Origin of the sequence: Nitrospira sp. NS4 (assembly GCF_049546785.1) — a bacterium.
Taxonomy (GTDB): Bacteria; Nitrospirota; Nitrospiria; order Nitrospirales; family Nitrospiraceae; genus Nitrospira_D.
This window is the reverse complement of sequence record NZ_JBMWAN010000004.1, coordinates 482500-509150: the sequence shown is the minus strand read 5'-3', so window position 1 is coordinate 509150 and position 26651 is coordinate 482500. Positions and strand designations below refer to the sequence as shown.

The window sequence follows — 26651 nt, the reverse complement described above, 5'->3', positions numbered from 1 at the left end:
TTCAGTTGTCAGCTCTTAGCTTTCAGCTCTGAGAAATAACCGAACGATCCAACGCTGAGTGCTGATAGCGATATTCCTTCATCTCATTCCCCGGCCCGGTTCGAAGCCCGGTGGCAGTTTCTTCTGGGCCTGCTCCTCGGCTGTTTCAATGCCGACGATGACCGCGTCGCCTTCCTTCAGTGGTCCCTCGGTGATTTCGGTAAACAGCGAATCGGCGATGCCGGTCGTAACCGTTGCCTGTCTCGGCGGTGCGGCGTTATCCAGCACCCAGAGTTGGGTGATTTTTCTGTCAATGGGGACATTCGGCATGCGGAAGCGCAGGGCTCCGTTCGGCACTCGCAGAGGATCCTCTTTCTTGGCGGTCACGATCGTGACGTTGGCCGTCATGCCCGGTTTGAGCTTCAGCTCCCGGTTGTCCACCGTAATCACGACGTCGTAGGTGACGACGTTCTGGATGCTGATGGGCGAGTTCCGCACCTGGGTGACCGTGCCCTCAAAGGCTTGCTTGGGGTAGGCGTCCACGCGGAAGCGTGCCGTCTTGCCTTCGGCCACGCCGCCGATATCGGCTTCGCTGACGTTCGCATCGACCTGCATCTGGGTCAGGTCTTGGGCGATCACAAAGAGCGTCGGGGTTTGGAAGCTCGCGGCCACGGTTTGGCCGACATCCACGTTGCGAGAGACCACGATGCCGTTCACCGGCGAGTAGATCGTCGTATAGCCGAGATCCAGTTCAGCCGAGGCGAGGGTGGCTTCGGCTTGATCCAATTGGGCCTGCAAGACCTCGACGTTGGCCGCGGCGTCACGGTAATTGGTCTCGGCAAGATCGAGATCGGCCTGGGAGACAAAGGCCTGCGGTCGGAGCGCGGCCATGCGGTTGCGTTCGAGCTTGCGTTGTCTCGCCATATTCTTGGCTTTCGCGAGATTCCCTTTGGCGCTTTTCACGGCGGCGCGGGCCTGGCTGACCCGGGCTTGGAACGGTTTTGGGTCGATCTGGGCCAGGAGTTGTCCTTGCGTGACGACTGAATTGAAATCCGCAAAGAGCTTCGCGATCTTGCCTGACACCTGGCTGCCGACCTGGACGGAGACGACCGGATTGACCGTTCCGGTGGCGGTGACGATGGCGGTGATGGGGCCCCGATCTACCAGCGCCGTTTTGTACTGAACGGGCGCGGGGCCGCCGTTCCACCAGTACCAGCCGCCCCATCCGGCAACGGCCAGCAGGATTACGCCTCCGATGAGCCAGGGTAGGCGAGATCGTTTCGAGGGCGCAGCGAGCGGGATGATCGTGGGAGGATGTCTGTGTACAGGCGATACCGGCAGCTGCCGTTCCGCGGACGGATCGGTGGCAGGGTGTGGAATCACCTCAGTGACGGGAGCATGGCGGGTCGGTTCCTCGGGATCGGTGGACATCGTCAATGCACTCCTTGGACAGGCCCGGAAGCCGGTTTCTTGACGAACCGGCTCACAATCATTTTACGACCTTCCTCGGCCAACAACAGCATCAAGGCACCCAGCATGAGCGGTCCGAAAATCCACAGAGGCAAGGGGGCCGTTCGGAAGATCTCGTTCCCCAAGGAGGTGTACGTAATCAACGCAAGGATGGTGATCTCAATGACGACTCCCCATAGAATGAGCGGGTTGCTGAACCATCCGAACCGAGCTACCGACAGCCGGTCTGATCGGCAGGAAAAGACGTTGGCAACCTGCGCCAGGACGATGCCGGCAAAAGTCACGGTTGTCGCCTCCTTATATAAAGGAGAAGACCAGTCCAACGGGGTTCCCCAACTCCAGCCGTTTGTAAAGAGATAGAGGAAAAAGCCACCCATGGCCAGGAACGCCGAGTTCAGACCAAGGAAGAAATAGGTTCTGATCAAGAGCGGAACGGTGAGCAACCGCTCGCTTTTTGGGCGTGGCGGGACATCCATAATACCAGGATGAGGTGACTCTGCCCCCAGCGCAATGGCCGGCACCATATCAGTTCCAAGGTCGACGGCGAGAACTTGCGGGATCGTCAGAGCCAACGGCATACCAAAAAATCCATAGCCCAAGTAGGGGACCACTTCCGGCACGTTACTCACGAGCACATAGGTGGAAAACTTCCGGATATTGTCGAATACCGTACGGCCTTCTTCAATGGCGTTGACGATGGTCGCAAAGTTGTCGTCGAGCAAAATCATGTCCGCCGTTTCTTTTGCCACGTCGGATCCGGCAATGCCCATCGCAATGCCGATATCGGCTTTCTTGATGGCCGGGGCGTCATTCACCCCGTCGCCGGTGACGGCCACCACTTCGCCCATGTCTTTCAGCACCGACACCACGCGCATCTTGTGCCGGGGGGCCACGCGCGCGAAGACCGGCTCGGTCTCGCCAGGACGGGTAGGGGTGAGGAGCCGGCGCAGGGCCTCGTCGCTCATCGTTTCGACCTGGTGCCCTTCTATTACGGGACAGTATCCGACCGGTTCGGTGCGGGACTCTTTCGGCGCCAGTCCAATCTGGCGGGCGATCGCCAGGGCCGTGAGCGGATGGTCGCCGGTGATCATGATGGTGCGAACGCCGGCCTGGCGGCAGCGCGCGATGGCCTCCGGCACTTCGTGGCGCGGCGGATCCATCATGGCCACGAGGCCGAGGAACGTGAGGCTCTGTTCCACCTGGTCGATGTCCAGCTTCTCGATACCTTGTTCGATTTCACGCATCGCCACGGCCAGAACCCGATAGGCCTGGTGCGCGAAGGTCCGGCTTTGAGCCATGATCCGCTGGCGATCCTCCTGGCTCATCGGCGCGCGTGTACCCTGGTGGAAGATCTGATTGCACAGGGGCATGAGCGATTCCGGCGCGCCCTTCACGAAGGCCATGAGCCGGCCCTCCCGCCAATGGAGGGTGGACATGCGCTTCCGGTCCGCGTCGAAGGGGAGTTCGCCCATCCGGGGCAGCGGGTTATGGTGGAGGAGCCCGTGAGCCAGCGCGAACTCGACCAGGGCGACTTCGGTGGGATCGCCCGTGACGATGGAGCGTCCGTCGGTATGCCGGACTCGCTTGGCATTGTGGCAGTGGATGATCGCATCGAAGAGCGGCGCATACTCCTCGGCTTCAATCGCACTGGTGACGTGCCCGGCGATCACCAGACAGCTTTCCTGGACCTCGATTTCGAGCCGGTCCATGTAGAAACGCGCCACGCGCATCCGGTTCTCGGTCAGCGTCCCCGTCTTATCCGTACAGATGACGGTGGTGCAACCCAAGGTTTCTACGGATGTCAGTTGCTTGATGAGGGCGTGGCGTTTGGCCATACGCTGGCTGCCCAACGCCAAGGCCAGCGTCACAGTGGGGAGCAGTCCTTCCGGCACGTTCGCCGCGATGATGCCGATCCCGAAGATCGCGCTGATCCAGAAGCCGAGGCCGGTCCATAACCCGATTGCGAAAAACGAGGCTCCCATGGCCAGCGAAATCATGGCGACGATGCGGGTGAGCTTGGTGATCTCTTTCTGCAGCGGGCTGAGGCTTGTCTTTACGCCCGTGGAGAGGCGGGCGATCTTGCCGAATTCCGTCTGCATGCCGGTGGCGAACACCACCGCCCGACCTCTGCCAGAGAGCACGGGGGTGCCGGCGAAAACGAGATTGGGAATGTCCAGGAGATGTCCATCGGTGACCGGCTCCGCTGTCCGCCGCTTCGGTTGGGATTCGCCGGTGAGAGAGGAGGTATCGACGCGCATTTCAACTGCTTCGATGAGCCGGGCGTCGGCCGGGATCTGTTCTCCCTCCTCAATCAAGAGCACGTCACCCGGCACGATCTCGCTCCGCGGCACGTCATGCGGTTGGTTGCTTCGCAGCACCCATGCTCTGGCGGGGAGGAGGCGACGGAGGGCATGCACCGCGCGCTCCGCTTTATATTCCTGAAAGAAGGCAAATATGGCGTTGATGATGATGACACCGAGGATTGCCCAGCCGAGCGTGAGCATCCCTTCACCGGGCTTCATGAACTCTGCCGTGAACGCCAGGCCGGTCGCGATCCAGAGCAAAATGGCCAGGAAATGGGTGAATTGGTGGAGGAACCCCCAGATCAATGAATAGTGACTCGGCTCTTTCAGAAGATTGGGACCATACCGACTGAGCCGCTGCTGTGCCTCCTCGGGCGACAAGCCGCCTTCTCTGGTTCCCAGGGACGTGAAGACTTCATCAACCGTCAGTTGGTGGAGGGGTGGCTTGTCGAGGTCAGGCACGTGTCCCTCGCACGATGAGGACCGAACAGGGCGCATGGCGCAGCAGGCTTTCGGATACGCTCCCGAGGTGGAGCCGTTCGCTCTTGGTCAACTCGCGCGATCCGATCACCAGCAGGTCCTCATGATGGGCTTCGACCTCTTTGACGATGGTGTCGATCACGTGGTTCATCCGGACTTTCGTGGTGACGGAAACGCCCTCTTTGATGAATTCCTCCCGCAGGGCATTGACGAGCGCGAGCGCGCGGTCCATGACCGGTGTCGTCAGTTCGGCCAGTTGCGATTCGGACAAGTACCGTGCGGCCAGGTCGCTCACCGGGCTCTCGGCCGACGACAGAATGGTGAGGGTGGCAGACCCGGAGAGAATGTGGGATCGCAGGAAGCGCGCGGCGGCGCGTGAGTGTTTCGAGTGATCGACCGCGAGCGTGACACGCCCGAATTGCGGGGTGGGCCGTTTGACGATCAAAATCGGGCAGGGGGTGATCGCGGCCACCTGTCTGGAGGTGCTTCCCAGCAGAAAGCCCCGGATGTCGCTGAGCCCCCGGGAACCCATCAGGATGAGATCCGCCTTCACCCGCCGCGCCTGCCGCACGATGGTCGAGGCCAAGGGACCGTGGGCCAGGATGCGCTGGAACTTAGTGCGAGGGCTGGTGGCCGCCTGTCCGAGAGCGACCCGTGCGGTACGCTCCGCCTCGCGGAGGAGGAGACCTCCGGCCTTCTCCATCGCGGCCAGAGCCCGCCGTTCTGCCACCGGGTTCTTCCCCCTGGCTGTTCGAAGCGATGACACATCGATCGCATGGAGCAGCGTGACAGCCTCAGGCTCCCGGCTGGCGAGCGCTTCGAGGGCTTGAACCCCCCACTGCGAGTATTCCGACCCGTCTACGGCACAAAGAATTCGCATAGCCGACGCCTCCCCTCCAGTGGATGATCCTGTTACTCTGCCTACGATAGCAGGTATCTAATCTGCATTGGGTATGCCTGTGACCGGTTCCGGACCTTGCGTGGGATTCCACTTGTTTCGAGGGATTATCGGGGCATCCGGCCTGCTTGTCATGCTGTTCGCTGCGGCGTTTTGCAGCAGCACGGAAAAGATGACTGTGGTGATTAGCGACAGTCATTCCTGGTCGCCTGGCAGCGTGGGGTGCGTAGCTGCTTGCTGGCTGAGAAAAGACGAAGGAAAGGGGGTTGTGCGCCCATGGCACCCACCTTGCGAGGTCTCAGGAAAGGAAGGGAGGGATACATGAACAAAACGATCTTGCGGGCCTGTGCATTTCTGGTTTGTGTGAACGGAGGGCTGGGTCTGGCCGAAGAGGGTTCACTCGCCCGTATCAGCGGGTCCGGGGATTTCATTGAGCTGAGCCGGCAGGTCGATGGCAGGACCTTGCAGCAATCGCTTCCCCTGTATCGAGAGGGAACCGCTCGCTATTTCACGGCCGGGGTGGGGCTTGAAGAACGGGCGGCCAAGTATCCGCCGTTCCCGCTGAAGCTGGTTTTTACGGCGGAAGGGAAGCACTTTCTCACCGGAGTCTCGGTCTCGATTCAGTCGGTTAAAGGGGGGGCGGCATTGGCGATTCCTGAGGATCGGGTGGAAGGCCCCTGGCTCTTTGTCGATCTGGCCCCCGGTCAGTATAACGTCACGGCCATTCATGGCGGCAGTAAGCACGTGCTGAAAGGCGTGAACGTCGAAGCAGGGAAGCAGCAGACAATCTATCTGCGGTGGGCGAAGGATCATGGCCTGAGCAGGCCGTTGCCGAGCGAGTGAGTGCGGACAGCGGGTGTCATGGTATCAGCAGCGGGATTGTGGTGAAGGAGGGGAGAGTATGCCGACGAAGAAACAGGCCGGGCGCACGAAGGTCGCCAGGGTCAAGGATGCCGGCCCGATGACGGTGAAGCAGATCATGGAAAAGCGAGTTCAGTTTGCCCACCTTCAAACCAAGGGCGACGTGATTGCCTCGCTCATGATTGAAGGTTTCGGGGCCGTGCCGGTAATCGACAAGAAACGGACGCTGGTCGGGATTGTCAGTGAGCATGACCTGCTGGCTGCGATGGACGACGGTCGTCTGCTGGGAGAACTCACGGCCGCGGATGTCATGACGGCCAACCCCTATTCCGTTCGCCCTGAAACGACGGTGGCGACGCTGGTGCATGTCTTGCGGGCCAGCGATCTTGTACGCGTGCCGGTGGTGGATGCGAAAGACCGGTTGGTGGGTATCATCGCCAGGCGCGATATTCTGCGCACCTATGTGGGCGGCGGTTCAACCCGTAGAAAAAAGTGAGGGTGAGGCCATGCGACAAACGGAGTATTTCCTGGCAGCCTGCGATCCCAAGACGCTGACGGTCGGCCAGTTGATGCAGGATGCGGTCACGCGCTGCACACCGCGCACCGATGCGTCGACGATCGCCCATCTGATGACACACCGCAATTTCGGCAGCCTGCCGGTAGTGGAGGAGGACGGGACGCTCGTGGGCATCGTGAGCGAATACGATCTGCTGCAGGCGATGATCGAGGGCCGGGACCTGCGAAAGATTCTGGCAACGGAGATTATGTCGGCTCAGCCTGTGACGGTGACGGAAGAGCAAACACTCGTGCAAGTGGCCGATCTCTTTCAGGACCGGTATCTCGCACGGGTGCCGGTGGTCCGCAACAAGAAGCTGGTGGGGATTCTCGCGCGGCGCGATCTGCTGTTCGGCTACACGAAGGCGTTGCAGCATTGGTCTTGAAGTCGCCTGAAGCGAACGGATCAGACGAAGTGCGGTGTGTACCCTCTGATCTCTGCTGTTGCTGCGGATCCGGTCCTGTCAGGGTGAGTTTGTTCGTCGATGAGGCGGTTTCCTTTCGTCCGGGTGCGATACCTCGGAGCTAGAGCCCTGCCGGTGACGCAGTTCGCTGGAGGCCGAAAGTCATGCGATCGCCCCACGCCAGGCGGCGCTGACAGTGGTGAAGACTTCGGGGAGTGACGTGGCGGCAGCCATCAGCACGACGCCGATCCACAACCGTCCAAGTCCCGTGTACTCAGCGAGCCGGTCGCCGTACCGGGACAGTTTCGTCCCTCCAGCGACGACGATGGCCGCACTCAATACAAAGATGACCCAGACCATGTCGTCTTCCGGTTCGCCCGCCCCTCAATGATGAATGTGTCAGGATACGATAAGATGTGGCACGCCTCCCGGTTGGCGACATGCAGCTGTCGGGCGGGGCGGACACATCGCCGACCGTCTTGATCCCGTGCACAACCGCAACCCCGGCCCCGAGGACTTGCGCGAGAGGCAGACCATAGGAAAAGGCGCGTCTCGCTGGTTGCTGAAAATCCGTCGGCACCGGGATGCAGGAAGCCGGCTTCATCGATGTGGATCGCATCGTTCTCTTGGTCTCCTTCGAGTATCGCTCCACGCGCATCAGCCGCCGCGCGACTGCCCGCCAAAGCCGATCCTCAGCCGATGACCGGGAATCTCACAACTGTCTGAGCCTGGCAGGCCCAACAATCGAGTTCTGTGATGCAGACAACGGGCCAGGCACACCGGTTCACGAAGGCCATTCCCTGGCTGCGAGGATGTCGCCATGGTTGGCCAGCTTTGGCCTGTGGTTTGCCCGCTCGGGTCGATTACCTTCCGCTCGAGGTCTTTCCGCAGAACGGTCTGACATACGCGAGAATGGTCCGGGCCTCCTCTTCGGTCAGGAGGCCCGGAACCATCGACATCATCGCCGGACCCGGGCTTCACCCGGCTCCTGAGTCTCCTCCGTCTCCCCTATCAGCGCGGCTGCGCCGCCGTGTCCTGCAGGTCCTTCGGATAGAGCACGATCTCGATGCGGCGGTTCGCGGCCTTGCCCGCATCCGTATCGTTGCTCTCGACCGGCCTGGTATCGGCATACCCCCCGGCGGCGATCGTCGTGCGGTCCACACCGCCTTCCTCGATCAGATACCGCACCACGCTCGTGGCCCGTGCCGTGGACAGCTCCCAGTTCGTGGGGAACTTTTCCCGCAACTTCACGCCGATCGGCACGTTATCCGTGTGGCCCTCGATGCGAATCTGCTTGTCGGTCACCTTCTTCAGGATGTCGCTGACCTGCTTCAATACCTTGAGGCCCGCCGGCTTGACTTGAGCATGGCCGGAATCGAACAGCACGCGGTCCACCATATTGATCGTCAGCCGGTCGCGCATCCGCTGAATCTTGATGTCGCCCTGCTCGATCTCTTTCTTCAGTGAATCCGTCAATTCCTCCTGTGTGCGCGTCAGCCGGGCGATTTCTGCCTCTTTCGCGGCCCGTTCCTGCTCAAGTCTGGCCTTTTCGGCTTCACCGGCTTTCACCCGCGCTGCGGCGGCCCCCACCTCGGCCTGCAGCCGGTCCCGCTCCTGTTGCGCGCGGGCGGCCTCGTCACTCACCGTGGCCAGCTCGCCCGTCAGGGCCGCGACGCGCTGTTTGCTCTGTTCGAGCTCCTCGGACAAACGCGCCACCTGGCCGGCCAGGGCATTGCGGTCGGTCGCCTCCTGCCGCAAGGTGCCGATCTGCTGATCGCGCTCCGACAGCCGCTGGTCCAAGTCCTTCACCCGCGCCGCATCGGTTTCGAGCTCGCCCACGCGTTTCTGGAGACGCGCGATCTCCTCCTGCGCCGTGGTCGTGCCTCCCAGGAGCTTCTGCTTGTCCTGCTGCAGCGCCGCCACCTTCCCCTGTTCGGCCTGAAGCTTGGTGGTGAGATCGCGGGTGGCGTTCTCGGCGGCGCTCAGTTCCGCCGCAACCCGTCCCTTCTCTTTTTCCAGTGCCGCCAGTTGCTGGTTCGTCTCGGTCAAGGCCTTGGCCGTCGACGCCTGTTCCTGCTGCGCGTTCTGGAGCTTCCGTTCGAGATCATCCGACTTGACCCGGAGGAGATCCCGCTCGCGGCGCCGTTCGGCGCTGAGAACCTGAGCCTGCTGGGTCTCTTCGCGGAGGCGTTTCGCTTCGTCCTCTAGCGTCCTTTGCCCTTGCAGTGCGCGATCCAGATTGTCATTGGCGGTCACAAGGCCCTGCCTCGTCCGGCTGCCGGCCGCCTGTTCGGCGCTCAAATCCTGTCGCAGCTTGGCATTGTCCGCTTCCAGCGCACTGATTCGCTCATCCGCCTGTTTCTTGGCGCTTTCCAGCGCCGCCGCCCCGGATTGCTTAGTCGCTTCCAGTTCCTCCAGCGTCTTGTTGTGGGTCCCTGTGCTGACGCAGCCGGTTGCCATGAAGACCGCCGCCAGCGAGATCCTCGTCAGTGCTCGTTGCATCGTCATCACCCTCCTTGGTTGATTCGCCTTGTTTCTGGTTCTCCTGTCTGCTTCTCCTGGATTTCACATGCCCTGGTGTGTCCGCGCTCGGAGACCAGGCACTCCCGCGTTGTTCTGCCGCTGTCACGGGAAACCGCAACATCCATACCATCTATGACGGCAACAGGGATTAGACGGCCCGGTAAGGCTGACAGCGGCTTTGTCCGTGAATGCCCCCATCGATTGCCGCCGCTTTTGTAGAAAAAAGCTACAGCGGAATAAGGGTTCTTGTAGAGCATCGCCCCAGAGCCTGACGATTACGGCCTGTCCTTCCTTTGTCGCAACATCGGTGAGGCGCCTCATGTAGGAGCCTCTGAACTCTGGTTCCCGCTGCTCCCCCCCAGCACCCGGTTGATCGTAAGCCCCTGCACGAGAATCGAGAAGGTCACGACTGCATAGGTGATCGTGACCAACGCGTCGCGCTCGGGGCCGGCGGGCAGGGAGAGGGCGAGGGCTACCGACACTCCGCCCCGCAGCCCGCCCCAGGTCAGAATGGTGATCGTGCGCTCGCTGAACTCCCGCACCAGGCTAAAGCTTTTGACTTGCACCACCACGCTGATCCAGCGGGCCGCCAGGACGAGCGGGATCGCGACCAGTCCGGCGATGAGATACGAGCGTTGGAAGCTGAGCACCAGGACCTCCAGTCCGGTCAGCACGAAGAGTACGGCGTTCAACAGTTCATCGAGCAGTTCCCAAAAGCTGTCGAGATGCTCCCGTGTCGTCTCAGACATGGCCCACTGACGGCCCTGATTGCCGATGAGCAGCCCCGCCACCACCACGGCGATCGGTCCGGACGTATGCAGCAAATCCGCCAGGCCGAAGCTTCCCATGACCAGCGCCAGGGTAATCAAGATCTCGACCTGATAGTGGTCCACGGACCGGAGCATGCGATAGGCGATGTAGCCGAGGGCCAGCCCCAGCGCGGCGCCGCCGACGGCTTCTTTGAGGAACAACACCAGCACATCCGTTACGTCAAACGACGCTTTCGGGACAAGATTCAGCAGGACCAGGAAGATCACGACGCCCACGCCGTCGTTAAACAGCGATTCCCCGACAATCTTCAATTCGAGCGCCTTGGGGAGGCGGGCCTGTCGAAGCACCCCTTCACGGCAATCGGATCGGTCGGGGAAATCAGCGCCCCGAACAGCAGGCAATAGAGCAAGGAGAGTGGCAGCCCGACGAGATCAAACAGCCAATAGCCGAGCAGTCCTGTAATCAGGCTCGACAGGATGGTGCCCACGACGGCCAGCGTCCCGATCACCCACTTGAGGTTCAGCAGCTCATCCAATTTGACGTGCAATGCGCCGCCAAAGAGCAGGGGCATCGATCGTCTTTCTCGATAGGATTTCACCCTCTCCCGCGCGATCGCGCGCGCGAGAAACTGCTGTCACCTTCGGTGAAGGGGATGATGTCCTGATCCTTTGCGCGAGAATAACGTCGGAGGAGGAGTCGATGGGGCGGGTCGTAGCCGTGGCGATAGACAGTTACCGGGACCTCAGATGGAGCAACCCTGTCTTGTCCCGGCCGACGAACCATGAAGGGAGGGAGTCTCATGCGACCTCCGTGCATAAGCGCCACGGTAGCCTGTATTGGACGGTCATGGCAACCTGATTTCCACGTCCGGAGTTGCGTGCCTGTCGGGGAACGATCCGGCCGGCATGGATCGCCGCTACACCACCACGACGTCCACGTCGCCGTCGCAGCGCGAGACCTTGACGCTCACATCCTCCGGATGACGATCGAGGATCACATCGAGACTGGCATCTCCGATCACGAGACGGCGGATCTCGACGCGTTCGAGAAACGGAGGCAACACAGGATTGATGAAACTGAGGCGGCGGTCCAGGGCTTCGATCCGCAAACCCAGACAGGATTGGAGCAGCAGAAAGATTGCGGCGGATGCCCACGCTTGCGGGGCGCAAGCGGCCGGATAGAGCGTGGGGCTCTCGCCGGGGCGCCGCGGGAAACCGCAGAACAATTCGGGCAGCCGGTGGAGACTCAAGAACAGGCTGGCGTCGAAGAGCCCGGTGAGGATCTTGATGACTCCTTCTTTGTGTCCATACGCACCCATGCCGGCCGCGATGAGCGCATTGTCGTGAGGCCACACCGAGCCGTTGTGATAGGACATGGGGTTGTACCGCCGCTCTGAGGTTGCGACAGTCCGGATGCCCCAGCCGCTGAAGAACTCGTCTGTGATCAAGGATCGTGCGACGCGCAGTCCGCGTTCAGGGGCCGCGATCCCGCCGAACAGGCAATGGCCGGGGTTGGATGAGCGGACGCGGCAGGGTCGGCCGTGCCCGTCAAGGGCCAGGGCATAGGAGCCGAGTTCCTCACACCAGAACGCATGCTCAAATCGTTCGCGGAGAGATTCGGCTTCCCGGCGCAGCTTCTCGGCTCGATTGACCTCCCCGACAAGGAGGGCCAAATCCGCCGCCGCCCGTTTGGCTTGATAGACATAGGCCTGGACCTCGCAGAGCGCGATCGGTCCGATTGCGGCGGTGCCGTCCGCATGGAACACGGCGTCGTGAGAATCCTTCCATCCCTGATGGACCAGCCCGTGTGCGGATCGCCGATCGTACGTGACGAACCCCGCGCCGGTTGGATCGCCATACTGATCGATCCAGTGCAAGGCGAGTTGAATGTTGGGCCAGAGCGCCTGCGCGAATGCCCGGTCGCCACTCCGTTCATAGTAGGCGCCAGCCAGGATGATGAATAGCGGCGTCGCATCCACGCTGCCGTAATAGCGACCGAAGGGAACTTCCCCCAACGCAGCCATTTCCCCGCTGCGCGTCTCATGCAGGATTTTCCCGACCTCCGCATCCTGTTCCGGGCGGACCTCCGTGGCTTGGGTGGAGGCGAGGTAGGCAAGGACGCCTCGGGCAATGGTCGGGTTAACCCAGAGAAACTCCAACGCGGTGATGATACCGTCCCGGCCGAAGGGGGTGCTGAACCAGGGAACACCGGCATAGGGATAGGGGCCTTCCGGGGTTTCCGAAATCAGCATGTGGAGATCGGCGGACGACCGATTCAGCCAGTCGTTGAACTGCTCATTCGAGGTATAGATATGGCAATCACGGGAGGTGGCCTCTTGCAGCGCGCGGTCCGCCTCGGCGCTGGCCTGCTCGTAGGAGAGGGAGACCTGTGCCCGCCGCCGCTCGATTTCACACGCGATGGTGAGATCCCAGGCGGCATTGGCATGGGGCGCCAGCAGGGCTTCAAGCACGAAGCAATCGGATCCCACTCGCGCGGGGCTTGGCGTGCAACGCACATGGGTGCGACGGACCCTGTTGTCCAGCCCTTCGTACGCCAGCACAAGTTCATCGCCGGCCTGGACGGTGTCGAGGCGGCACCCCCGACGTGGCCGCTGCCGGCCCCTTGCTTCGAAGAGGTCCGCATAGTCGGCGTCAAACGTGAAAGACAGTATCACCGGAATTTCCGCGAGGCTGTAATTGTGCACGCAGAGGCGTTCATAGCAGGTTCCCTGCCAGAGGAACTTCGTCCGACGGAGGTGAAGCGCACCGCGCGGTAAGGAAGGCCGTCCCTCCTGCATCATGTCGGGGTTGGTGAGCTCGACCGTGAGGAGCGCGTTGTCCTCTTTCACCGTCGCGCTCAGAAGCAAAGGCCGTTGCCCTCCGATCGAGAGATCGAAGCGGGACAGAAAACGCGTCCCGTCATGAAAGATGCCTTGCGGCCCGGCTAAGACCGGGTGGATGTCGCCGTGGCGATCAAAGACGGCAAATGTCTCGCCTTGCTTCAAGGCTTCGACACGGTCGTCGGCCAGCGAGGAAGAAGCCCGAATGTAGTATTCATCATTCCAGGAGATGACGTCGTTCATTAATGCCTTCCCTCAGTCCGCCGCGCTTCTGCGGCTCATGCGGCCCGCAACCAGCCCGGTCACCAACAGCATGAGGCCGATCCCCAGCAGGCCGGTTTCGGCTCCCAGTTGCTCCGTGATCCATCCGAACGCGGAAATTCCGGCGATCGCGGCAGTCATGGCACCGGTCCCGTAGAGTCCCAAGAGGCGGCCGATCATGCGGCTCGGCGCGAGTTCTTGGATGATGCCCCACGCGATCGGCGTGAACGCGCCCATCCCGCTGCCGATCAATCCCATCAGGATGCCGGCCTGGTAGGGATCGGGCGTCCAGACCAAGGCGCAGATCGCCAGACCGCTCAAGAAACTGGTTCCGATGATCAGACGTATCCGGTCCTTCAACGTCCAGTCTGTCACCCAGAGCAGCCCGATCGACGTGATCAAGAGTCCGACGCCCATCGCCGCCCACAAATAGCCGACTTCGACCGGCCCCAAGCCGAGCATCTTCCTGGCAAACACGGGAAAGAGCGCTGTCAGGGCGCTGGTGCCAAAGGTATAGAGCGCCGCGGTGCCGGTCAAGAGCAGAAAGACCGGATGGCTGACGAGGCTGTAGCGGAGCCCCTCGAGCAGATCCTGTAGGATCGTGGGGGGGGCCGTTGCGGGGAGTCTGACCACCGCGGAACCGGCGAACCGGGCCAGCATGAGACACACGGCCGACACCATATATGTCGCAGCATTGAGGCACAAGACCTCCTGCGAGCCGTAGGCCGCGATGCCCAGTCCGCTCAGTGCCGGACCGAAAATAATACCCAGGCTTGTCGTGCCCTGCAGGAGGGCGTTGGCGGCCGTACATTGCGTTTTGGGCACAAGGGCCGGGATCGCCGCCGTAAGGGCGGGACCGAATACGGCGGTCGCGATCGCATGGAGGAGCACCAGGAGATAGAGCACGGATACGGTAAACGATTCCACGGGGATCAGACAGGGAATCAGTCCGATCAACAAGGCGCGCAGGAGATCGCTGACGATGAGCAAGACTTTCTTCGGCAGCCGATCGACATACACGCCGATGACCGGCCCCAGGACAATCGGCGGGATTGTCTGCAACAGGCCGATCACGGAGGTCTTGAGGGGAGAGCCGGTGATCGCATAGACAAACCACAACAGGGCAAGCTTCGAAATGCCGTCTCCGATTTGCGAGATGAGCTGTCCGGACCAGATGAGGCCGAAGTCGCGAGTGAGCAGCAGGGAACGAGACTCCGTGGTGAAGAGACCTGCCTGTCCTGCCGTGGAAGCGGAAGAGCCGGAGGGGTCGGATCTGCCCGGCATCAGCTTTCGCCCTCCAGCCGTATTTTCTCGGTCTTGACGGCGCGGACTCCGGGGACCTGGCGGGCGGTTTCCGCCGCTTCAAGCGCGATGACCTGGAACCGGACGGCTCCACTGAGCGAGACAATCCCTTCGTCGGTTTTCACGTCGAAGTGCGCCGATTTCAGCGTGGCACTCTTTGCAAACCGCTCCTTGATCAGCAGGGTAATGATCTCGTCCTGCTTCTTCGTCAGCGCCTGCGCCAGACCTCGTTCCACATCAAGCTTATTGATCACGATCTTGACGCCCGGAACGGCCCGTGCGACTTCCGCCGCCGCGGTCTTGTCCTCCTCGCTTGCAACGTGTCCTGTCAGCGTGATGCTCTTCTCATCCTCTCCGGCCTCGATCTCGTAATGAAAGAGGCGGGAATCCGCCAACAGCGCAAGCTTGACGGTGATCGCGAGCGAGCCGACCGGTTTCTTGGCGGTGTCCTTCTCCTTGTCCTCACGATTCGAGGGCGTGTCGGCCTTCGCAGGCGGGACTGTAGAAGGTTGCGGCTTGGGCTCGATGGAAAGTTTTGGCGGCTCGGTCTGACTGTCCGGAGCCGCCTGGATCTGGGGAGGCTTTGACGATGACTTCTCCGGCGGTTTCTCCTTATCCTGCTGTTCGGAAAAAGCCGTTCCGGCCCAACAGGTTAACAAGGCGACCGTGGCGACAGTCAGTAGCAGCGCCCGTGAATGTGAACCCATGCCAGCGCACCTCCCAGTTGCCGGGCCTACCAATCAAGCGCGGTGTGTGTCGCGTCTTCCGGCGACGGCATGACAGACGCCACCGTCATCCGCTAGGAGTGGCTCACGGCCGGTTGCGTCGGGAAAGCCTCGGATGTCGCAGGCGCGGGACCGGCCTCATGCGAGGTGTACCGGCTGAACACTCCTGCGGCAATCGCCGTCATCAATAGGATGATGCTGATACCGCCCAGGCTGGCGCCGGCGCCGAGACTGTCGGCCGCCCAGCCGAACCCGGCCATTCCCGCCATTGAGGAGGCCATGCCTCCGGTCGCAAAGCTGGTAAAGACGCGACCGAGCAGATGAGACGGCGTCAATTCCTGAAGCATTGTCCAGACCAGCGGGGTGAACATCGCGGTGCTGCCTCCGATCACCGCAATCAAGGCTCCGGCCGCAAGCGGGGTTTGAAGGACGCTGAGCGCGCCAACGGCAGCCCCGCCGACCGCCAAAGATCCCGACATCAGCCGCAAGCGGCGGGACACATCCCCCTGCGTGAATGAGGCAAGGCTGAGCGACGCGAGCAACATCCCGACCCCGAGCGCGGACCAGAGCCATCCCAATTGGACGGGACCCACCGCGAGCACATCTTTGGCAAACACCGGCAGCAGAAAGACGAACGCACTCACGCCGACACTGTAGAGCGTGGCGGTGAGCATCAACAGCAGGACGGTTTTCTGCTCGACGAACACAAAGCGGAACCCCGCAAGCAGATCCTTCACCACGCCGTCGGTCCACCCGGGACGGGCAGTCGCGCGACCCGCATCCAGGAGCGTTTCCGGCATCCGGATCGGCATCAGGCAGAGTGCCGACAGCAAGAATGTGGCGGCATCCACGTACAGGACGTTCTGCGCCCCGATCAGGGCGATGCCGATCCCGCTGGCGGCAGGGCCCACCAGAAGGCCGACATTGGTCGTCGATTGCATCAAGGCATTGGCGGCAATGAGCCGGTCTTTGGGGGCGATCAATGGAACGGCGGAAGCCAGCGCCGGTCCGAAGATGGTCGAGACGATGGCGGTTGCGAAGACGAGCACATACAACCGGTCCAGGGTCAGGGCGCCGGCGAGATACAGCAGCGGGATCAGCAGGATCAGCAGGGTGCGGAGAAGATCCACCGCGATCATGACCGGCTTCTTCTTGAAGCGGTCCAGGTACACGCCGATCAGCGGCCCGAACAGGAGGGGCGGGAGTGTCTGGAGCAGCCCTACGACCGTCATCTTGAGGGCTGATCCGGTCAACTCATAGACGAACCAGAGCAGCGCAACTTTGTTCAAGCTGTCGCCGATCTGAGAAATCGTCTGGCCTGCGAACAGCAGGCCGAAATCTCTCGTCTTGAGCAATTCCCACCCGTGAGGATTGCGTTTGGGGGGGCAGTCCCCGTGAGTGTCAACACATGCTTCAGGCATGCTGTCCTCCCTTGAGGCGCGTTGCCCGTTCCTGCTGTCGTCCCTGGAGTCGAAGGTCTGTGGACGGTCCAGGCCCCAGGGCGCGAACCTTGGGGGCAGTCTGGACTGCCTGCGCGTGAAGAATCTGTTCATACAGCGCGACGTAGTCGCGCGCCATGCGATCCGCGGTAAAGCGTGCCTCAAATGCCGCCCGGCAGCGGCGCCGGTCGATCATGGGGATTTGTCCGACCGCTTCCGCCATCTCTGTCAGGGTCTCACAGACGAAGCCCGTGACCCCGTGATCGATGACCTCCGGAATCGATCCCCGCCGGTAGGCCAATACCGGTGTGCCGCAAGCGAGAGCCTCGATCAACACCAGCCCGAACGGCTCCGGCCAGTCGTAGGGGCAGACGAGCGCCAGGGCATTGCCGACGAAGTCGTTTTTTTCCGCATCCGAAATCTCGCCGATGAATTCGACGAGCGGATGGTCGAGCAACGGCTCGATCGTGGACCGGTAGTACTGCTGGTCCGCAGGATCCACCTTCGCGGCAATGCGGAGCCGAAGACCGGTCCGCTTCGCCAGTTCAATGGCATGATCCGGGCGCTTTTCTACGGAAATACGCCCAAGAAAAGCCAGGTACCCTTCCGGTTGAGGGTGGAATGTATACAAGTCGCGCGGGAGCCCGTGATGGATGGTCGCTTGCCAGTTGGCCCAGGGGATCGGCAGGCGCTGAGCATCGGAGATGGAAACCAGCGGCATCTCGGCATACTCGCGGAACACCGGCTCCAATTCAGGCAGGTCGAGGCGCCCGTGGAGCGTCGTCACGACCGGCACGGAATTTCTCCGGGCCAGTGGAAATCCAAGAAAATCCAGATGCGAGTGGACCACATCAAAGTCGCCGGAGGCTCCGAGCGCCCGCTCCTGCAGCATGATCATCGGGGCATCACGATTGAAAATGCCGGTGTTCAGGCGAAGTGCTTGCGGGCAGATCGCTTCAAGCCGCGCCGCAGTCTGTGAATCGCCGCTGGCGAACAGCGTCACGTCGTGGCCCATGCGCACCAATTCCTCCGTCACATAGGAGACAATCCGTTCGGTTCCGCCGTAGAGTTTCGGGGGGACGCTTTCCCAGAGCGGAGAGACCTGTGCAATTTTCATGACCCGTTCCTTTCAACCTGTGTTGATCGATCAATCCCGAAGATCTTACCGTTTACCGGGCCGGCTTGATCGAAAGCGCCCGTTGGTCGGGCGGCAGTTGTGACTCAATGCGTTCTTCCGGGACAACGGGCCGTTCCCGTTGTGTATTCTTGTCGACTCGAAACTGAACGAACCAGCCGGAAAGATCCTGGACCGTGTAGACCTCACCCTCTGCGGCATGATGCTATCGGCTCTTTTCTCATGGCATCATCCTACGAACTTGGCCTCCTTCGTCTCAACGGACAAATCCCTTTGTCCGCCCCGGATTATGTCCATCCTCGATGAGTTGACTCGCATCGGGCTTCTGTGGCAACCGGCAATCCAGTCCGTCAGTGCGCTCCATGTCGATCGCAGCTCACCGCTTTTCAGGTCTCCATCGATGTGGGTGATGACAGGCTCGGGAGCTGTGACTCACACGACGGGGGGGATCCTGTCTATAGAGTCAGAGAAACGCTATCTCATCGGAGAGACTGGCCTCTGCGGGGTTGGACATAGCATGAACCCGAAGAACATTGTGAGAGATCCGCACGAGATACACACGTTATTGGTCTTGCCCTGTGTATCCTAGCAACTGAAGGTTCCGTCCGGCAACCCACTTTTTGGGGGGGAGGTTGAGGACATAGGGAGTGGCAGAAGAGCGGGGAGGGGATCGCGGACACATCCTGTCAGGCGCGAGGATCGCGCCTGACAGGATGTGTCTGCGGTGCCAGCGAACTCCCCGCTTACCGGCTGACTTTTACCGCTTTTACGATCTTCGTGTGTTTGATCTGATCCAGAAAGCGCTCCATCGGCTCGGTCGGCGGGACGATTTCAACCGCCTGCCACCCTTCGCTCAGGGATCCCTTTCGCCCATGCATATCGCGCACCCACTGGTCGATGCTGTCCTGGCTGGTGCCTTCGCTGAAGGTGACCCAGAATAAGAAGGGCGGTTGCTGAGTCGCCGGCCGCGCTTCCGCCACCTGTGGCAATTGAGGGGGGTCGCTTTGCTGGGCCAATACCGGCTTCTCGCGGTCGGGGACGGCGGCCTTCGAGACGTCCGTACCGGCGGTTTTCAGGCGCTTGTTCAGCTCCTGATTATGCTGCTCCAATTGGGCCCGCTCGCGTGAGAGCCGTTCGTTTGCGATCACGAGGCTATGAATCTCAGCTTCCAGCTGTTCCTGCTCACTGAGCGCTTTGCTCATCATCACGCGTGTCATGCGATCGGATTCCCGACCGGTCCCCTTCCGTCGCTGCTCCATCTCCTGCTTGACGGTCAGGACGCCGGACGCGACGGTTTCTTGAGCGGAGGACAGTTTGGCCATCGTTCGCTGGAGTTGAGCCATGCCCTCTTGTTGCGCTTGGATAGTGTCCACCGCTTTCGCCTGCATCCGCGAGAGATCGATCAGTTGTTGCTCGAGCTTGGCGACTTCGGCAAGCGGGGCCGCCCAGGGAGCTTCTGTCCGGGTGACGGAAAGCGGTGGGCGGGCAGGCGTCATCCAGCCGGTGGTCCGATCAGTGACCAGCCCGACCAGCGCGACCGCCAGCAAGGCTTGGGTGAAGGCGATCGTCCGCATCCCTGATCCGGCAAATGTGGCCAGACGAGGAGCCGCGCTATCGGCCACACCGACCAATGCCTGCCGCGCGCGATGCAGGAAGCTTCGAGCGGGAATGGAAACCGCGCTGACTGATCCGCCCTGCGCGTAGTTCTGGACACGGAGTTCGATCGTGCCTCGCAGGAGGGAGATGCGGCTGGTCCTGAATCCGTACTCGGGAGCAAACAGGCCGCCGAGCAGCACACCGTCTTCGGACCGGAGCTGGACGTTGTCGATGCGAACGGCCGTCTGGACCTGCAGGCTCGCTTCAACCCCTTTCCCGTCCAACAGCCCGACGCGCCGTTGATTCACAAATACCTGGACCGCGTCCGATGTGCCGCAAGCAGAACGGCGGGGACCGGTCTTCAGCGCATTGAGGAGGCGGTCCCGGTAATCAGTCAGGTCTCGTTCTTGTTCCATAAATATATCCTCCTTGCGGTAGTCAGAGCCGACGGGAAGAGTCGCTCTCTATGGCTGTACATGAAAATCCACTTGCGGCTTCTCCATGGCTGCCGCCCCGCGGAAGCCTAAGTCCCAAGCCGCTGTGAAACAGTCCAGACAGAGCGCGAGATGCCAGATTCGATAATCGCTGCCATACCCTTCCAGGAACATTTCCTCCCACTGGCGTCGGGAAAGACAGGGGTAATGGTCCGGCTCGCTCTTCCGATAGTGGGACTGCGCGATCCGGATAATCCGCTCGGCCTCACTATTGAACTGCTGGGGGTGACGCTGCTGTTGGCTGCACAGGTCCAGCACGTCACTGTCGGTAATGCCCATGTCGTCCATAGTCCGCTGCCATCCAGAATCACGCCAGCGCTTGAAATTCTTGTAGATCCGCTGGCCTGACTGCTCGGTCAAGCCTAAAATCGTAATGACCTGCCCGGGCGCTAGGCCAAAGCAATGGTAGTACAAGGCGATCAGTGCGTCACGGCTGATCGCTGCCCGACTCACCAGCCCGTCGATCAGCCGACCAAGCGGCGTGAGCAAGTCCGGATGGTAGCAAAACGGCTCTGGTCGGCTATGTTGTTTGGCGACCATCGAGTCCAGCAGGAAGAGCGGGCGACAGGGGACCTCGCTCCGCCCGGCTACAAGAAATTGCTCCAGATATTCAGCCCCCCAGCGCAAGGCAAACTTCTCATGGGCCACATCGTCGCACCACTGGCCGGTTTCCCGCAGAAACCGCTTCGTGGAGTTGGTCGCCCGGTCGAGCAGCAGCGGCAAGGCTTGCGAGGTGACCCGGTCGAACTCCTCGGCGGCCGAAACGACCTCTTCCAGACGGCCCACGGTCGTTGCACGGTCAGGCATGGTTCTGTCTCTAGTGAGCGTAGAGTGCGGCCCGATACTGCTCATTGTGCCTCCCTCAATCGCTTCGCGCATTGGACAAACGCAACCCTCTATCCGGTGATTTTGTCCGTTGTGCCGAATGTCGCATGTTTGCTAAATGTTGCGGAACGGTCGTGCCCGGGGCATGACCGGTTCATTATTATCTATATTCACTTTATTTTTCATGGAGGTTTTTATGACACGCTTCAACGGGTTGATGGCCTTGGTGGCCTTCCTCAGCTTCAGCACGATGGCTACGCTCGCCATCGCGGACGAAGAGAAGAAGGAAGAGAAGAAGGGTGGCCATGTGGTGGTGTTCAGCGATGACAAGAAGGATGAGCAGAAGGACAAGGGCGGCCACGTGGTCTTTGCGGACGAAGAAAAGAAGGACGCGGGCGGCAAGTAGGCCGGTCCCGAGGGGCGCGGCTCAGTGCCGCGCCCCACAATCTTGCGGCCGCTCTGCAACAAAATGATGGTTCCTACCCGCATTGCTACCCAGGACACTGGTATCCACACAACGCGCCGCTCTGTCAGAGCACGCAGATGGCGAGTCGGCCTTATCGCGCTGTTGCTCGTGTTGCTGCAGATCCCGGTTCCCGCCCAACCGGATTCAGCCGGCTTGCAGGCGCCGGTGCGCGGGGAGTTGGTCCTGCTGACAGTGGAACTGGTGGTTGTGAAATCCGTTGAAGGCACCAATATTTTAATTCCCCTCGGTAAGGACATCAAGCTTGATCCCGGGCTCAAGGTCGGTGATCGAGTCGAGGTGTTCGTCACCCCGGGCAACCAGGCCAGCTCGGTTTCTAAAATGGGTTCCGAGACTCCTCGATAGTGCGCCCTTTCATAGCTTCGTGATCGAGGCTCGGCCGGCCGAAAACAGCTTCATCGCTCATGAGCCGCCGGACTCTTGGAGTTCGCGTGTCGATCGCCGTGGCTGAGAGATTCCGGCGTCCGGTCGATGCGATGGACAAGAAACCGGAGGACCTCCTCGATCTCCCCCTGATGATGGATGAAGTATCTCGCGCGTGACCCCGTATGCTGTCCGACACGCACCCCCATGGCAAGCCCTTCGGTCAAGGCAAAGACATCCTCGTCCGTCTCGTCATCGCCGACAAAAAACAAGCCGGTTCGCCGCAGATGAACCATCCATTGCAAGGCGGCAGACCCTTTTCCGCCTTTTCCCGGAGGCACGATGTTCACCGAGGCTTTCCCGAAGATGAGGCTTGGTGCCGGTGTGAGCAACAGAAGCAGGGAAAGGACAACCTGATGAATATCAGTATGCGTGCCGAGCCCTCGATGGTGGAGCGTGAGCGAATACCGTTTGTCCTCAACGTCGACGCCAAGATCCTTCAAGCCTTGAGCCATGTGGCTGTCCAGCGTCCGTTTCCATCCCGCGCAAATGCCTTCCGCCCAGAGGAGCGTCGGCAACGGCGTCAATGAACTCTCAAGGCCGTGGTTGCCGATCAAATAGGGCACGGCTCCGTTGAGGCGCGGCGCAAGGTCGGCGAGCGCCCGGCCGGAGACCACGGCGCAGGGCGCCCGTTTAGCCAGCTCCCTGATCCATTCGCTGACGGACGGCGGGAGGGTGACGGCGTTGCGATCGGGCGAGATCGGCGCGAGCGTCCCGTCGAAGTCAAAGGCGTAGAGAACGGGTTTGGAGGCGATCGCCCTGAGTGCCTGGCGCCCCTCTTCGGAAAGTAGATAGATCACGTACGTCCTCCAGTGATGGCCCGCCCGTCCCGTGCTCCCGTTTGACGGACGATGCGCTCCCGTTGCCGCATGCGGGCGGCATCCATCAGCATGCGGCCGGCCCAGCGGTACACGTTAAATTCCTGCACGATCCCGCGCATGCTGCGCATGCGGGCCCGTTGTTCGGTCGGGGGCATGGTCAGGGCCAGGTGCATGGCTGCCGCACACTGATCGATGTTGTAAGGATTAACGATCAGCGCCTCCGGCAGCTCCGTGGCCGAGCCGGTGAATTGACTGAGGATCAGCACCCCCTGTTCGTCGTCCCGGGCCGCCACAAATTCTTTCGCGACCAGGTTCATGCCGTCATGCAGGCTGCTGACAATACAGAAGTCGGCGCCCCGGTAATAGGTGCTGACATCCTGCGGCTCGTGATGTTCGATGTGCAGGTGAATGGGACGATAGCCCTCCCGCCCGAATCGGGCGTTAATGCGCTCGGCCGATGCGAGCACCTGTCGGTTGAGCTGCTGGTACTCCTCGATCTTCGAGCGGCTGGGCGCGGCGATCTGCACGAACGAAAAGCGGCCGATCCATTCCGGCTGCAGTTCCAGCAGCCGTTCAACCGCGAGGAACCGTTCGAGAATGCCTTTCGTGTAGTCGAGCCGCTCGATGCCGACGCCGACACGGTGCGCCGAGGACAGGGTGTTCGACGTGCGTATGCGGGTTCTGCACTCGGAGACGGGCGGCAGCTGCGCCATCTCCCGGCCCGGCCATGCGATGGAAATGGGGTAATGGTTCACGGCGGTCAGTTTCCCTTGATGGGAGATGGTGGAGCCGTCCCGGTCGATTCTCGTTTCCAGCGAACGGTCCACAGTGTCGATGAAATTACTGCAGTGGAACCGCGTGTGGAAACCGAGAATGCTGCTTCCCAGGAGCCCTTCGAGAATGTCCCGATACCAGGGGCAAATCGCGTACCGTTCGGGGTTGGGCCAGGGGATGTGCCAGAACGTGATGATCGTCGCGTGCGGGAGATGGTCGCGTACGATCTTGGGCACGAGCGCGAGGTGATAATCCTGCACCAGCACGACCGGATTGTCGGTCTTGGCCTCCTCGATGATGGCCATCGCAAACCGTTGATTGATGTCCTTGTAGTGGTGCCAATCCGAGGACCGGAAAATGGGACGGACGTGGGCCAGATGGCAGAGGGGCCATAAACCTTCGTTGGCGAATCCGTAGTAGTAGCCGGCTTCTTCCTCCGGCGACATCCAGATTCGCCGGATCTCGTAGGCGGGATTGTCCGGCGGGACGCGCACGTGGCTCCGTGCATCGACGACCTCGCGGTCGGCGCTGCCGCTGCCGTGCGCGATCCACACCCCGGAGCAGGCCCGCATGACCGGCTCCAGGGCCGTGACGACTCCGCTGGCCGGAACCTGCACCTCGAGCTGTTGGTCCTGCCAATTGTGGATGTAGGGTTCGCGGTTGGAGGCGATCAGCACTTCGTCGCCGGCGAGATGGTCATGAAGAATGTTCTTCAGTGTCGCGGGCGTCCAGCTCATCTGGTTCTCGTCCCGCATGCGTTTGTCCGCTTCAAGATCGTGAATGAGGGCGCGAAGATCCTGGGCGACCGGATGCAATTCGGCGTCAGGCCGCTGGTCTCCCGTCACAGCGGCCAATCCTTCGCCGCGCAGCATGGCGCGCACGCCCGCGACCCATCCACGCCAGCTCAGGTGCGCGACCAGCACCGTTACAAGGGAGATGACCCCTCCGATGACGGCAAACAAATAGAAGAGGTACCACTTCGTGTCGCTGCTGCGCCGTTGCACCCAGCTCATGTCGTGGACGAGCATCAAGCGCCCCCAGGTGCGGCCGTTTCCCTCGATTCCGACGGAAGAGATGTGGACGTCCCCCTGGGTCAGGCGCAACAGGGAAGTCTGTCCGGCCTTGAGGGTGCCGGTGCCGTCGCAAGGAATCGAATCCGGATAGGTCAGGGTCTTATAGGCGAGCTTGCCGTCGCGGTCGCAAAATCCGATGGCGAAGAGCCGTTCGTCCTGAATGATCCGGTGAAAGTAGTTCAGCAGCTTGGTCTTCGAATCCGATGCGAGGAGGTCGACCAGTGGGCCTTCGACCATGCGGCCGATCAAGTTCGAGCGCATTTCGAGATCCCGCACGAACCATTTCAGTGTCAGGGTGTCGACGAGGGGAATCACGGCATAAGCCAGGCCCGCGAGCACCAGGGCCAACGGCAACAAAAAGCGGAGTGATAACCGCACAAGTCACCTCTCGTTTACATTGAGCGGCAAATCGCCTAATCTACGCGCATGTATCCCTACGGTCTGGTCGGCAATTGCCAAACCTCGGCGCTGATCGGCACACACGGCGCCGTCGAATGGATGTGTGCGCCGCGGCCCGACAGCCCGCCGGTGTTTGGACGGTTGCTGGACCCGGATGGCGGGCACTTCTCGATTGCCAGCCCGCTCCCGTCCTCCGTGCTCAAAACCGAGCAACGCTATCTGCCGAACACGAATGTGCTCCTTACGACGGTCACGTTGCCGAACGGCGATGCGTTCCAGATTACCGATTTCTGCCCGCGATTTGAACAGTACGGCCGCATCTATCGGCCGGCGGCGCTCTTTCGTCTCGTCGAACCGTTGCAGGGTACTCCGGTGATCCAGGTCAGTTGCCGGCCGGTTTCCGGCTGGGACAAGGCTCCGGTGCAGCCGGTGCGAGGCAGCAACCACCTGCGCTACGAGATCCGGGGTGAGGTGCTCCGTCTGCTGACCAACATGCCGCTGACCTACCTCTGCGAAGAAACCCCGGTGGCGTTGACGGAGAAATTTTATTTCGGCCTCACCTGGGGGCTCGGGATCGAAGATGATCTCGTCAAGGTCACGCACGACTTTCTGGAGCAGACGGCGCGCTATTGGCGGATCTGGGTGAAAAACTGTTCGGTGCCGCTGCTCCATCAACAAGCCGTCATCCGGTCCGCGCTCGCGTTGAAACTCCATTGCTTCGAGGACACGGGAGCCATCCTGGCGGCTCTGACGACGAGCCTCCCGGAGCAGCCGGGCGGACAGCGCAACTGGGACTACCGGTTTTGCTGGCTGCGCGATGCCTATTTTGCGCTCACGGCGTTTCATAACCTGGGCCATTTCGAGGAGATGGAGGCCTTCCTGAAATTTCTGTTGAACATTGCGCATACGCATGAACACTCCCGCGATCGGCTACGGCCGGTGTACACGCTGAGCCAGGGACTCCCGCTTCCCGAGACGGAGCATCCGAATTGGTCCGGCTACCAGGGAGGCACACCGGTGCGCAGCCGCAATCAGGCTGCGGAGCACGTGCAGAACGATGCCTATGGCGAAATGATTCTGACCTTCACCCCGATCTTCTTCGACGAACGGTATGTCGATTTGCGCACGAGAGATCTCGATGCCCTGTTGGCGCACCTGGCGAAGTTGTGCGTTCGCAGCATCGGCCAGCCGGACGCCGGCCTTTGGGAGATCCGCAGCGGCTGGCAGGAGCATTCCTTCACGAATCTGCTGTGCTGGGCCGGACTCGAACGATTGGAACGCATCAAACAAGCCGGGCATCTCCATTCGCTCTCGCTGGATTTGACCAGCGGCCGCATCCAGGCGGAGGATGCACTCCTCCGGGCCGTGCACGAGGGGGCCGTCCGGAACGGACCCGCCGACTTCAGCTACGACGCCGCGCTGGCTCAATTGCCGGTCCTCGGCTACCCGAATCGCCCCCTGTGCGAGTCGACGGTGTCGCACATCGCCCGTGAACTGTCGCTCCGGATAAGCGGTGAGGACACCGGGTTCTTCTACCGGTATGTCCGGGACGACGACTTCGGGAAGCCGGACGGCGCATTCGTCATCTGCTCGTTCTGGATCGTCCAAGCCCTCGCTCGCCTGGGATGCATGGATGAAGCGCGATCGATCCTCGACCGCGTGCTGAGGGCCTCGAATCATGTCGGACTGTTTTCCGAGCATTTCATTCCCTCCACCAATACCCAGTGCGGTAATTTCCCTCAAGCCTACTCCCATGTCGGCATGATCAATGCCGCCTTTGCCGTCAGTCCTCCTTGGAGCGACGTGCTCTAAGCCGG

20 protein-coding genes and 1 pseudogene are annotated in these 26651 nt (G+C 61.4%); 6 read left to right on the top strand and 15 right to left on the bottom strand.

What is annotated here, in order from left to right; genetic code table 11:
* Window positions 1-78: 78 nt before the first annotated feature.
* Genes ACO9S2_RS14310 through ACO9S2_RS14300 form a run of 3 tightly spaced genes read right to left on the bottom strand, consistent with a single transcriptional unit; the run spans window position 79 to window position 5112 of the window.
* On the bottom strand, window positions 79-1410 hold the full coding sequence (locus ACO9S2_RS14310; RefSeq protein ID WP_423723051.1) for an efflux RND transporter periplasmic adaptor subunit: 1332 nt from the start codon (window positions 1408-1410) through the stop codon (window positions 79-81).
* 2 nt (window positions 1411-1412) lie between these two features.
* A complete protein-coding gene (locus tag ACO9S2_RS14305; RefSeq protein ID WP_423723050.1) occupies window positions 1413-4214 on the bottom strand; it encodes a cation-translocating P-type ATPase in 2802 nt (933 codons plus the stop codon).
* Window positions 4207-5112, bottom strand: coding sequence for a universal stress protein (locus ACO9S2_RS14300; protein ID WP_423723049.1), 906 nt, complete (start codon window positions 5110-5112; stop codon window positions 4207-4209). Before ACO9S2_RS14300 ends, ACO9S2_RS14305 begins: the two co-directional genes overlap by 8 nt.
* Window positions 5113-5451: 339 nt before the next feature.
* On the opposite strand from ACO9S2_RS14300, the gene ACO9S2_RS14295 reads away from it, so the two are divergent.
* From ACO9S2_RS14295 to ACO9S2_RS14285, 3 genes are read left to right on the top strand one after another with little or no spacing between them, the layout of a single operon-like run.
* Window positions 5452-5973, top strand: coding sequence for a hypothetical protein (locus tag ACO9S2_RS14295; protein ID WP_423723048.1), 522 nt, complete (start codon window positions 5452-5454; stop codon window positions 5971-5973).
* Between the two features lie 58 nt (window positions 5974-6031).
* Window positions 6032-6487: an HPP family protein gene (locus ACO9S2_RS14290; protein WP_423723047.1), complete on the top strand. Its 456-nt coding sequence runs from the start codon at window positions 6032-6034 to the stop codon at window positions 6485-6487.
* A 10-nt stretch (window positions 6488-6497) separates the two neighbouring features.
* On the top strand, window positions 6498-6932 hold the full coding sequence (locus tag ACO9S2_RS14285; protein WP_423723046.1) for a cyclic nucleotide-binding/CBS domain-containing protein: 435 nt from the start codon (window positions 6498-6500) through the stop codon (window positions 6930-6932).
* A gap of 180 nt (window positions 6933-7112) precedes the next feature.
* Here ACO9S2_RS14285 and ACO9S2_RS14280 read toward each other — a convergent pair whose 3' ends face one another.
* From ACO9S2_RS14280 to ACO9S2_RS14235, 10 genes and pseudogenes are all read right to left on the bottom strand, one after another.
* Complete coding sequence (locus tag ACO9S2_RS14280; protein WP_423723045.1) at window positions 7113-7310, bottom strand: hypothetical protein; 198 nt, start codon at window positions 7308-7310, stop codon at window positions 7113-7115.
* Window positions 7311-7961: 651 nt separating this feature from the next.
* The gene (locus ACO9S2_RS14275) at window positions 7962-9458 is read right to left on the bottom strand and encodes an OmpA family protein (RefSeq protein WP_423723044.1); all 1497 of its coding nucleotides are present in this window, start codon (window positions 9456-9458) and stop codon (window positions 7962-7964) included.
* A gap of 332 nt (window positions 9459-9790) precedes the next feature.
* A pseudogene (locus tag ACO9S2_RS14270) lies at window positions 9791-10815 on the bottom strand (cation:proton antiporter).
* A gap of 345 nt (window positions 10816-11160) precedes the next feature.
* A complete protein-coding gene (locus ACO9S2_RS14265) occupies window positions 11161-13326 on the bottom strand; it encodes a glycogen debranching N-terminal domain-containing protein (protein WP_423723043.1) in 2166 nt (721 codons plus the stop codon).
* Between the two features lie 12 nt (window positions 13327-13338).
* A complete protein-coding gene (locus ACO9S2_RS14260) occupies window positions 13339-14628 on the bottom strand; it encodes an MFS transporter (protein ID WP_423723042.1) in 1290 nt (429 codons plus the stop codon).
* Window positions 14628-15353, bottom strand: coding sequence for a BON domain-containing protein (locus ACO9S2_RS14255; protein ID WP_423723041.1), 726 nt, complete (start codon window positions 15351-15353; stop codon window positions 14628-14630). Before ACO9S2_RS14255 ends, ACO9S2_RS14260 begins: the two co-directional genes overlap by 1 nt.
* 92 nt (window positions 15354-15445) lie before the next feature.
* Entirely contained in the window at window positions 15446-16792 is a 1347-nt protein-coding gene (locus ACO9S2_RS14250; RefSeq protein WP_423723040.1) for an MFS transporter, read from the bottom strand.
* Entirely contained in the window at window positions 16785-17927 is a 1143-nt protein-coding gene (locus ACO9S2_RS14245) for a glycosyltransferase family 4 protein (RefSeq protein WP_423723039.1), read from the bottom strand. Before ACO9S2_RS14245 ends, ACO9S2_RS14250 begins: the two co-directional genes overlap by 8 nt.
* 761 nt (window positions 17928-18688) lie before the next feature.
* Entirely contained in the window at window positions 18689-19957 is a 1269-nt protein-coding gene (locus ACO9S2_RS14240; RefSeq protein WP_423723038.1) for a hypothetical protein, read from the bottom strand.
* Between the two features lie 48 nt (window positions 19958-20005).
* Window positions 20006-20842, bottom strand: a complete 837-nt coding sequence (locus ACO9S2_RS14235) for a hypothetical protein (RefSeq protein ID WP_423723037.1) — start codon at window positions 20840-20842, stop codon at window positions 20006-20008.
* Window positions 20843-21056: 214 nt separating this feature from the next.
* On the opposite strand from ACO9S2_RS14235, the gene ACO9S2_RS14230 reads away from it, so the two are divergent.
* Window positions 21057-21266: a hypothetical protein gene (locus ACO9S2_RS14230; RefSeq protein ID WP_423723036.1), complete on the top strand. Its 210-nt coding sequence runs from the start codon at window positions 21057-21059 to the stop codon at window positions 21264-21266.
* A gap of 168 nt (window positions 21267-21434) precedes the next feature.
* Window positions 21435-21689: a hypothetical protein gene (locus tag ACO9S2_RS14225; protein ID WP_423723035.1), complete on the top strand. Its 255-nt coding sequence runs from the start codon at window positions 21435-21437 to the stop codon at window positions 21687-21689.
* A gap of 50 nt (window positions 21690-21739) precedes the next feature.
* Here ACO9S2_RS14225 and otsB read toward each other — a convergent pair whose 3' ends face one another.
* The gene (gene otsB, locus ACO9S2_RS14220) at window positions 21740-22567 is read right to left on the bottom strand and encodes a trehalose-phosphatase (RefSeq protein WP_423723034.1); all 828 of its coding nucleotides are present in this window, start codon (window positions 22565-22567) and stop codon (window positions 21740-21742) included.
* Window positions 22564-24813: an alpha,alpha-trehalose-phosphate synthase (UDP-forming) gene (locus tag ACO9S2_RS14215; protein WP_423723033.1), complete on the bottom strand. Its 2250-nt coding sequence runs from the start codon at window positions 24811-24813 to the stop codon at window positions 22564-22566. Before ACO9S2_RS14215 ends, otsB begins: the two co-directional genes overlap by 4 nt.
* Window positions 24814-24861: 48 nt before the next feature.
* On the opposite strand from ACO9S2_RS14215, the gene ACO9S2_RS14210 reads away from it, so the two are divergent.
* The gene (locus ACO9S2_RS14210) at window positions 24862-26646 is read left to right on the top strand and encodes a glycoside hydrolase family 15 protein (RefSeq protein ID WP_423723032.1); all 1785 of its coding nucleotides are present in this window, start codon (window positions 24862-24864) and stop codon (window positions 26644-26646) included.
* Window positions 26647-26651: the final 5 nt, after the last annotated feature.